The organism is Bacillus cereus, assembly GCF_002564555.1.
In the GTDB taxonomy this organism is placed as follows: Bacteria; Bacillota; Bacilli; order Bacillales; family Bacillaceae_G; genus Bacillus_A; species Bacillus_A cereus_K.
Genome location: NZ_NUVD01000006.1, coordinates 86,343 through 95,922 on the forward strand (window position 1 = coordinate 86,343; position 9,580 = coordinate 95,922).

The following is a 9,580-nucleotide window of genomic DNA, read 5'->3' on the forward strand; positions in this document are numbered from 1 at the left end:
AAAAAATAAATAGATGTATAATTACATTGGGTGATTTATATATAAGATTAATAGGGAGAGGGATTCGATAGAATGGAAAAAGCTTCTAAAATCAAACGAGCAGTAGTCGTTTTAATAGCGATTGCAGTAGTAGCTATTGGGTATTTTATGTTTCAATCAATCACTTCACCAGCAAAAGCTGTTGCGAAACAAGAAAATGTAGTACAGCTAGCAAGTGAACAACCGAAAGTTGAAATGAATAAAACGGCACCAAGTCGTTTTAATGGAATGGAAAGAAAAGTTGCTTATTTGACATTTGATGATGGCCCAGGGAAATATACGGCTGAATTGTTAAATACGTTAAAACAACATGATGCGAAGGCGACATTCTTTTTAATTGGAGCAAATGTAAAAGAGTTTCCTGATTTAGTAAAACGTGAAAATGCAGAAGGTCATTATGTAGGAATGCATAGTATGACGCATAATTTTGCAAAGTTATATAAAAATGGCGAGTATGTAAATGAGATGAAAGAAGATCAGGGTTTAATCGCTAATATTATTGGGAAGTCACCTAAATTAACACGTCCCCCATATGGTTCGATGCCTGGATTAAATGAAGGACTTCGAAATAAAGTAGTAGAGGGCGGATTTAAAGTATGGGATTGGACAATTGATTCATTAGACTGGAAATATAATAAAATGCAAGTTGATGCAGCGGCAGCACAAATTGCTCAAAATGTAATAACAAATGCAACAAAACCACAAGAAGTAATTTTAATGCATGACATTCATCCGCAATCAGTCGCTGCAGTACCAGCAATTTTAAAGGGATTAAAAGAAAAGGGTTATGAGTTTGAAGCTTATCATGAAGAGAGTCACTTCCCGGTGAACTTCTGGCATGACAACCGTATGTAATGGAGGAATGTACGTTGAAGTATGGAAAAGTAGCAGTAGTCGGAGCATTATCAGTAGGGCTATTAACAGGTTGTTTTGGTGAAAAGCCAGAAGAAAATCTATATACAGCTTTTGAAACAGCAGCGACACAAGAAAAGTCTTTAGTTGATGAAGCGAAAAAATTAGAGGATTTGGAAAAACAAGGTCAAGAACTATATTCTCAAATTTTACAAGAAGGTAAAGATCATAATGAAGCGGTTATGAAGAAGATAGAGAAAGCTACTGCAAATGTAGATGATCGTGAAAAAGCATTAAAAAATGAGAAAGAAATGCTAGAAAAAGCTCAGAAGGAAACGGAATCTGTTCAAAGTAACATAGAGAAGCTTGAAGATAAGAAATTGCAAAAGCAAGCGAAAGAAGTAGAAGAGTCGTATAAAAATCGTTATGATGCATTCCAAAAGATGAATGAAAATTATACGAAGGCGTTAGCGACTGAAAAAGAACTGTATGAAAAATTAAAGGTAAAAGAAACGAAATTAAAAGAGATTGGTGAAAACGTTAAAACTGTCAATGAGTTAAATGTGGAAGCACAAAAGTCGAAAGAGCAATTTAACAATTATACAAAAGAGTATAATGACAATAAATTAGCATTTTACAAAGATGCAGAGATTAAGATTAAAGATCAGAAATAAAGAAGAATCTTAAGCGTAATAAAAAGCCGGAGAAACATCGTCACAAATGTTTTTTCGGTTTTTTACGTTAAATGAATAGAAAAGACTGGAATTGATATCATAAAAGAGTTATAGTGAATTATTCCAAGGGAAACATTAGGAAGTAAGGAGATTGAAATATGTCATATGAATTTTTATTCAAATTAGGTTTAGCACTCTTTTTAGGATTATTCATCGGGATAGATAGGCAGTTAAAGAATAAACCGCTTGGTGTGAAAACAAGTATGGTTATTTCTGTAGCAAGTTGTTTAATTACGATGGTTTCAATTGAATCAGTGCATGTATATTCTGTTCCAGGACATACAAATATGGATCCAATGCGCCTTGCTGCTCAAATTGTGAGTGGGATTGGTTTTCTTGGTGCAGGTGTCATTTTACGAAGAAGTAATGACGTTATTTCTGGATTAACGACAGCTTCCATGGTATGGGCTGCCTCAGCTTTAGGTATTGCAATTGGCGCGGGATTTTATATACAAGCGACGGTTGCTATGATTTTAATTATTTTAGCGATTAACGTACTTCCTCATCTTGTGAAAATTGCAGGCCCGTATTCATTAAGACAAAAGGACTTATCTATAAAAATTACTGTAAAAGAGCATCAAGAGTTAGATGGTATATTTAAGCAAATTAAAACTTTAGGTATGCATGTGAAACGAGTGAAAATTAAAGATATTGATAGTGGAGCTTTTCAGCAATTGGAGATGGTCATTTTAGCTCCAGAAGATTTATATACAACGGAGTTATATAGCTCTTTAAAAGAGATTGATCGAGTTGTTTCAGTTGAAGTGGAAAGTAGATAATTGTAAGTAAAAAAGAGTGAAGTAAATTCACTCTTTTTTATTTGGATTTTTAAGGAAATGAATTGATATAATGATGAGGAAACAAGGGGGAGAAAATGATGGAGATACATATTAGAAAAGCGATAAAGAATGATATATCAGGTATAGCGAAGGTACACACTGATAGCTGGAAAACAACGTACAAAGGGATATTCGCTAATGAAATTTTAGAAAGTAAAACATATGAACAACGAGAAAAACAATGGAAAAACATTTTTCAAAAAGAGGGCGATCATCAATATAGATTTGTAGCAGAGACGTTAGATGGAGAAATAGTTGGATTCATCGATGGAGGTATAGAAAGAACTGGTACATATAATTGCGATGGGGAATTATATGCGATTTACCTTTTACAACAGTATCAAGGGATGAAAATAGGACAAAAGTTATTTCAAGCGTTACTGTCGGAATGTATAAAACATGATATACAATCTCTTGTAGTTTGGGTCGTTACGAATAATCCTTCTAAAAAGTTTTATGAAAAATTTAATCCTGAAAAAATTGATACGAAATTTTTAGAAAGATTAAATGTAGAAGAAACAGCGTATTGTTGGAGAGATATAAATAATATTATTATGTAAACTTGTTGTTAAAAAGAGGTATACCAAAAAAGGTATACCTCTTTTGTTTCACTATTTTTAATGAATTAATAATGAAAAATAGTAAGTATGTAGTTTGAAAGTGAGAAGCTTTCTTGTGTATTTTTAATCAGATCCAAGGGAGTCTGATTAAAAGGAATATTTATTCTGATTTAAAAATTCTGAAATAAACTATTGAATTGATAATGATAATCAATTAGAATCTTAATTGATAACGATATTCAATAATTAATTGTAATATGAAATTCCGATAGCGTTCATATAAAGAGGAGGCAAAGTATGCAGTGTGCGAAACAAATCGCGGAACATGCAACAATACAAAGTTTTTTAAATTGTTATTTAAGAGAAACAGGGAGTGGAGAATGGATTACAGAGGATAAAAGGATAGAGGATATTTTCTACCATTCATTTCAAAGAGATACTTGCTCTATTTATTTATGCTGTCGGCTATCGGCACAGAACGTTACTTTGTATGGAGAGGTTATATATAAATCTCCAACAGATCGTCATTTGTTTGGAGAACAATTTTATTATCAAATTGGAGAAAGTAAAACGGTTATAAAAGCAGATTACGTTACAGTTATTACATTTTTAATAAAAGAGATGTCTATCAACTACGGAGAAGGGACGAATCCAGCTGAATTGATGCTTCGAGTGATTCGTAGTTGTCAAAATATTGAGGAATTTACAAAAGAGAGAACAGAAGATACATCTGTATTATATGGTTTCCATACAACTTTTATAGAAGCAGAGCAGTCTTTATTATTTGGGCATTTAACTCATCCTACACCAAAAAGTAGACAAGGTATATTGGATTGGAAAAGCGCAATGTATTCTCCAGAATTAAAAGGAGAATGCCAGCTTCATTATTTTCGGGCACATAAAAGTATAGTAAATGAAAAATCATTATTATCAGATTCTACAACAACGATTATAAAAGAAGAATTAAGTAATGATGAGATGGTTAGTAAGGAATTTATAGCGAGGTACTGTAAGGAAGATCAATATTCATTAATTCCAATTCATCCGCTTCAGGCAGAATGGCTACTACATCAAGCTTACGTACAAGATTCGATAGAACAAGGATTGCTTGAGTATATTGGTCCTGTAGGTAAGTATTATATGGCAACATCATCACTGAGGACGCTATATCATCCCGATTCGAAGTATATGCTTAAGTTTTCATTTCCAGTGAAAGTAACGAATTCAATGCGTATTAATAAACTGAAAGAACTTGAGAGTGGTCTTGAAGGGAAGGAAATGTTAAATACGGCAATCGGTGAAGTACGAGAAAGATTTCCAGGCTTTGATTTTATTTGTGACCCAGCCTTTATTACATTAAATTATGGAACAAAAGAATCTGGATTTGAAGTGATTATTCGAGAGAATCCTTTTTATAGTGAACATGCAAATGACGCTACATTAATTGCTGGGTTAGTTCAAGACGCTATACCTGAGGAACGTACTCGTTTATCGAATATCATTCATCGCCTAGCAAATTTGGAAAGTAGAAGCTGTGAAGAAGTAAGTTTAGAGTGGTTTAGACGATATATAAATATTTCTTTAAAACCGATGGTATGGATGTATTTACAGTATGGTGTTGCATTAGAAGCTCATCAGCAAAATAGTGTTGTTCAGCTGAAGGATGGTTATCCGGTAAAATATTATTTCCGTGATAATCAAGGGTTTTATTTCTGCAATTCAATGAAAGAGATGCTTAATAATGAGTTGGCTGGTATTGGAGAACGTACTGGGAATTTATATGACGATTATATTGTAGATGAAAGATTTCGTTACTATTTAATTTTTAATCATATGTTTGGACTCATTAATGGTTTTGGTACAGCAGGACTAATTAAGGAGGAAATTCTTCTCTCTGAATTAAGATCTGTACTTGAATCATTCCTTCCATATAACCGTGAACCTTCTACATTTTTAAGAGAATTGTTGGAAGAGGATAAGTTGGCATGTAAAGCGAATTTACTCACGAGATTTTTTGATGTTGATGAACTGACAAATCCTTTAGAACAAGCAATTTATGTACAAGTAGATAATCCACTTGTAAGAGAAGTGGCAGTTCGTTCATAAATGACATTAAAATTTCACGTAATACAAATAATGGTATTTTTTCATGGAGTGGAGGGTTTTATGAGAGTGGACATGTATCATACGAAAATATTGAAGGCGCTCGAATCAGAAGATTACATTTTAGTGCGAAGAAGAGTGCTACGTCAATTAGTAGAATCGTTAATTTATGAGGAGATTATTACACCGGTTCGCATAGAAAAGGAAGAACAAATTCTTTTTATTATAAAAGGACTTGATGAAGAAAACAAAAGTGTTTCGTACCAATGTTATGGAAGAGTACGAATGACATTCGGTCGTATTTCTTTAGACTCATCAATAGTAAGAGTCCAAGATGAACAACAAGAAGTACAATCTGTGTCGCAATTTTTGGAAGAAGTTTTTCGCGTTGTTAACGTGGAACAAACTAAATTAGATTCTTTTATTTACGAATTAGAACAAACGATATTTAAAGACACGATTGCACAATATGAAAGAAATAATAAGGAAGAATACACTCAAAAATCTTACGATGAGTTTGAAAGTTATTTAATAGATGGCCATCCCTATCATCCTAGCTATAAAGCACGTATTGGCTTTCAATATCGTGATAATTTTCAATACGGATATGAGTTTATGCAGCCAATAAAACTCATATGGATTGCAGCTCATAAAAAATACACAAGTGTAGGTTATGAGAATGAAGTAATTTATGACAAAATTTTAATAGAGGAGATTGGCAAGCGTAAATTAGAGGGTTTTATGGAACTAATTCACAGTGCAGGATGTAATCCAAAACAGTACGTGTTTATACCTGTTCATCCTTGGCAGTGGGAGAATTTCATCATTCCGAATTATGCTGATCATATACAGGGTAAATGTATTATTTATTTAGGGAAATCAGAAGATGATTATTGTGCGCAACAATCTATGAGGACGTTAAGAAATGTTACGAATCTAAAGAAACCGTATGTAAAGTTATCGCTGAATATACTCAACACTTCAACGCTCCGTACGTTGAAACCATATTCTGTTGTGAGTGCACCAGCTATATCGAATTGGTTACATGATGTCGTAAGTCATGATCCATATTTAAGAGATGAATCGCGCATGATTTTGTTACATGAGTTCTCGAGTGTAACGTATGATACGAATAAGAAATCTGTATATGGTTCATTAGGATGTATTTGGCGTGAAAGCGTTCATAAGTATTTGGATACAAAAGAGGATGCAGTTCCTTTTAACGGCTTATATGCAAAAGAGAAAGATGGGACACCAATTATTGATGCATGGTTAAACAAATATGGAATAGAAAATTGGCTGCAATTACTTATTCAAAAAGCGATAATACCGGTTTTGCATCTTGTTGTAGAGCACGGAATTGCATTAGAATCACACGGCCAAAATATGATTTTTGTTCATAGAGAAGGGGTCCCTGTCCGTATTGCATTAAAGGACTTTCATGAAGGAATTGAGTTTTATCGTCCATTCTTGAAAGAAATTGACAAATGTCCAGACTTTACTAAAATGCATAAAACGTATGCGAAGGGGAAAATGAATGATTTCTTTGAAATGGATCGTATCGAATGTTTGCATGAGATGGTATTAGATGCACTTTTCTTATTTAATTTAGGAGAATTAGCTTTCGTACTTGCGGATGAATATGAATGGAACGAAGACAGTTTTTGGATGATGGTTGTCGAAGAAATTGAAAACCATCTAAGAAAATATCCACATTTGAAAGATAGATTTGAAAACATTCAATTATACACTCCTACATTCTATGCCGAGCAATTAACGAAGCGTCGTTTATATTTGGACGTGGAATCACTTGTTCATGAAGTCCCAAATCCATTGTATAAAGCAAGGCAACTTATCATACAAAAATCAGTTGTTACAGGGGGGAATTATGCTAATTGTTAATAAACAAGAGTATAGCAAAAGTGATTTTGAATCGAGAGTACAAGTTTACGAGGAAATGGAACAATTCCAAGAAGTAAAGGGACATAGATTTGCACTTTGTCTCAAAGATCCATTTGATATTATTACACTTGTACATTTCTTAAAAGAAAAACAATCGTCTGTACTGCTTATACATGAAGATACGCCAAAAGATACGGCTATTGAAATGGCAAGACATGCAAATTGTACGGGGCTTTTATATGGAGAATATAGCGACTTCACAAAATTAGAAGTAGTGAAACCATTATTAGAAGAGCCCTCTTTATTACAATATAGCTCAGGAACAACGGGAGAACCGAAACTGATTCGTAGAGCATGGACGGAAGTTGATACAGAAATTGCTGCTTATAATGAAGCTTTAAATTGTGAAGTAGATGAAGTGCCAATCGTTATGGCTCCTGTTTCACATTCATACGGATTAATATGTGGTACGTTATCTGCGATTACGCGGGGGAGCAAACCGATTATCATTACGAATAAAAACCCTAAATTCGCATTAAATGTTGTTCGCAATACTGAAAAACATATTATATATGCAGTGCCACTTATGCTACATATTATGGGGAGTTTTCCGCTAGGAACATTTCAGTTTCATAAAATTATGACATCGGGATCATCTTTGCCAGAAACATTATTTTATAAACTAAAAGAAATGACGACTTATATGATGCAGCAATATGGTTGTTCTGAAGCTGGTTGTATTAGTATATGCCATGATATGGAAAGTCATTTAGATTTAGGAAAGCCACTATCTCATGCGAGTATATGCATAGGTTCAGATGAGAATGTACCTGAAGAAATCATAGTGAAAATGAACGAGAAGGAAATTTTCACGAAAGATTTAGGATATAAATCTGAGCGTGGTCTTCATTTCATGGGGCGCATGGATGATGTAATTAACGTTTCGGGATTAAAAGTCTTTCCTATAGAGGTAGAAGAAACGATGCTTCGATTAGAAGGCGTTCAAGAGGCGATTGTATATCGAGGCAAACATCCTGTGATGGGCGAAATTGTTAAAGCGAAGGTGATCTCTCAAATAGATCCCTTGCAAATAAGGGAGTGGTGTATGCAGCACTTACCGTCATATAAAGTTCCGCATGAAATTGAAAGTGTAACTGAAATTCCGAAAAATAAAACTGGAAAAGTAAGTAGAAAGTTACTAGAAATGAGAGAGGTTACAGTATGAGACGTGAAACGCTAAAGAATGCAGTGTTGAAAATTATGACAGGGAAAATGGAACTGAAAAATGTAACGCATTTAGAAGAAACGATGCGCTTAAATCAAGATTTATATATAGATTCGGTAATGATATTGCAGCTCATCGTATACATAGAAATGGATTTGAAGTTATGTGTTCCAGAGGATGAGGTAGATCCAAAAGCGTTTCTTACTGTAGGATCTTTGCTGGATTTCATGGAGGAGTTACAGCCGTTACAAGAAGTAAATGTGAATAACTAACCTTGGAGAAAGTGGATGAGAGTATGACTTCAATAAAAGTGCACTGCTTAGTGAGTTGTTTTTGTGAAATTATAAAAAGGCGTAGCGATATAGATTTTCGTCCATTTTATTTTGGATTATGGGATGGAGATTTTGATATAACAGAAGGCGGAATTATTTCATATCATTCCGAAAATATTAACCATGATAATTACTTACTTTGGTATGAAAAATTGTACGGTATTAAAGTGAACGAATGGTATGATCATGCAAAAGATAAAAGTAGTAATGTAGAAACATTTTTAGAATTAGTAGAAAATAAACCGGGAAATCGTTACGTAATTGTAATGGTTGATATGTCTCTATTACCAGAGAGGGAAAATAAATTTCATCAAAAACCGTTTCCACATTATTTAATGATATCGAAGACAGAGAAAGAGGAAGAATGGTTCATGTTAGATCCTGATTTTCGCTGGGAAGGGTAACTAACTGTTACGATTTATTTAACCAATTATAACGAAAGTTAATTAAATATATCAGTAAGCCCTGCTAGTCAAGTGACTGGCTAGTAGTGAGGGTTAACTGCGGGCAATCCCTAAAGCTGATTGAACTACAACGTGGCTAGAAATAGCGGGCGTGAATGTCGCGAAAGCAGAAAAAATCAATCAGATCGTGCAAGGTTAAATCCTAAACACTAGAACAATGGGTCTTCCGCCTCGAATCATCTAAGTCAAAATTGATAGGATGAACGTTCAACGACTATCTCGTATAACTGACGAGAGTACATCACAAGCCTATGGTGGTGGAAAAATCCTCTATCTCTAAAGAGATAAACATATAGTCTGCGCTCATGTGAAAACATGAGAAGTTCATAAGAGAACTGGCTAAGGAATTGCGCCCTTAGTTGAACGAGATAAATTTTATTGAATCTATCAAACTTCATTGAATTTATCGAACGTATGTGCTAATTTAGATTCAATGAGGTGAGAATAATAATGAAATTTTCACGAGTTAGTCAAGTATCAGAATTAACAGGTTGGCATCCGAGTAGTCTCAGGAGAATGCTGGTGGAACA

At 34.0% G+C, this 9,580-nt stretch carries 8 protein-coding genes and 1 pseudogene; all 9 read left to right on the top strand.

Translation table 11 applies throughout. From position 1 onward, the window contains the following. Positions 1–72: 72 nt before the first annotated feature. A complete protein-coding gene (locus tag COI75_RS02535; RefSeq protein WP_000409541.1) occupies positions 73–894 on the top strand; it encodes a peptidoglycan-N-acetylglucosamine deacetylase in 822 nt (273 codons plus the stop codon). 14 nt (positions 895–908) lie between these two features. Continuing rightward, positions 909–1,565, top strand: a complete 657-nt coding sequence (locus tag COI75_RS02540) for a YkyA family protein (protein ID WP_000873550.1) — start codon at positions 909–911, stop codon at positions 1,563–1,565. A 158-nt stretch (positions 1,566–1,723) separates the two neighbouring features. Beyond that, positions 1,724–2,404, top strand: a complete 681-nt coding sequence (locus tag COI75_RS02545) for an MgtC/SapB family protein (RefSeq protein ID WP_000119497.1) — start codon at positions 1,724–1,726, stop codon at positions 2,402–2,404. A gap of 95 nt (positions 2,405–2,499) precedes the next feature. Further along, the gene (locus tag COI75_RS02550) at positions 2,500–3,024 is read left to right on the top strand and encodes a GNAT family N-acetyltransferase (protein ID WP_002095722.1); all 525 of its coding nucleotides are present in this window, start codon (positions 2,500–2,502) and stop codon (positions 3,022–3,024) included. A gap of 297 nt (positions 3,025–3,321) precedes the next feature. After that, positions 3,322–5,130: an IucA/IucC family protein gene (locus COI75_RS02555; RefSeq protein WP_001149679.1), complete on the top strand. Its 1,809-nt coding sequence runs from the start codon at positions 3,322–3,324 to the stop codon at positions 5,128–5,130. Between the two features lie 60 nt (positions 5,131–5,190). Continuing rightward, positions 5,191–7,029: an IucA/IucC family protein gene (locus COI75_RS02560; protein WP_001261809.1), complete on the top strand. Its 1,839-nt coding sequence runs from the start codon at positions 5,191–5,193 to the stop codon at positions 7,027–7,029. After that, positions 7,016–8,254: an AMP-binding protein gene (locus tag COI75_RS02565; RefSeq protein WP_000909582.1), complete on the top strand. Its 1,239-nt coding sequence runs from the start codon at positions 7,016–7,018 to the stop codon at positions 8,252–8,254. Before COI75_RS02560 ends, COI75_RS02565 begins: the two co-directional genes overlap by 14 nt. After that, positions 8,251–8,526 carry a petrobactin biosynthesis protein AsbD gene (gene asbD, locus COI75_RS02570; protein WP_001250752.1) on the top strand — a complete coding sequence of 92 codons (276 nt, stop codon included), beginning with the start codon at positions 8,251–8,253 and terminating at the stop codon, positions 8,524–8,526. Before COI75_RS02565 ends, asbD begins: the two co-directional genes overlap by 4 nt. Before the next feature lie 23 nt (positions 8,527–8,549). Then, a pseudogene (locus tag COI75_RS02575) lies at positions 8,550–8,987 on the top strand (DUF6005 family protein); the annotation flags it as partial. Positions 8,988–9,580: the final 593 nt, after the last annotated feature.

Coding starts and splice junctions, on each gene's coding strand:
- COI75_RS02535 (WP_000409541.1), top strand. CDS start 73: ATGGAAAAAGCTTCTAAAATCAAACGAGCAGTAGTCGTTTTAATAGCG.
- COI75_RS02545 (WP_000119497.1), top strand. CDS start 1,724: ATGTCATATGAATTTTTATTCAAATTAGGTTTAGCACTCTTTTTAGGA.
- COI75_RS02550 (WP_002095722.1), top strand. CDS start 2,500: ATGATGGAGATACATATTAGAAAAGCGATAAAGAATGATATATCAGGT.
- COI75_RS02555 (WP_001149679.1), top strand. CDS start 3,322: ATGCAGTGTGCGAAACAAATCGCGGAACATGCAACAATACAAAGTTTT.
- COI75_RS02560 (WP_001261809.1), top strand. CDS start 5,191: ATGAGAGTGGACATGTATCATACGAAAATATTGAAGGCGCTCGAATCA.
- COI75_RS02565 (WP_000909582.1), top strand. CDS start 7,016: ATGCTAATTGTTAATAAACAAGAGTATAGCAAAAGTGATTTTGAATCG.
- asbD (WP_001250752.1), top strand. CDS start 8,251: ATGAGACGTGAAACGCTAAAGAATGCAGTGTTGAAAATTATGACAGGG.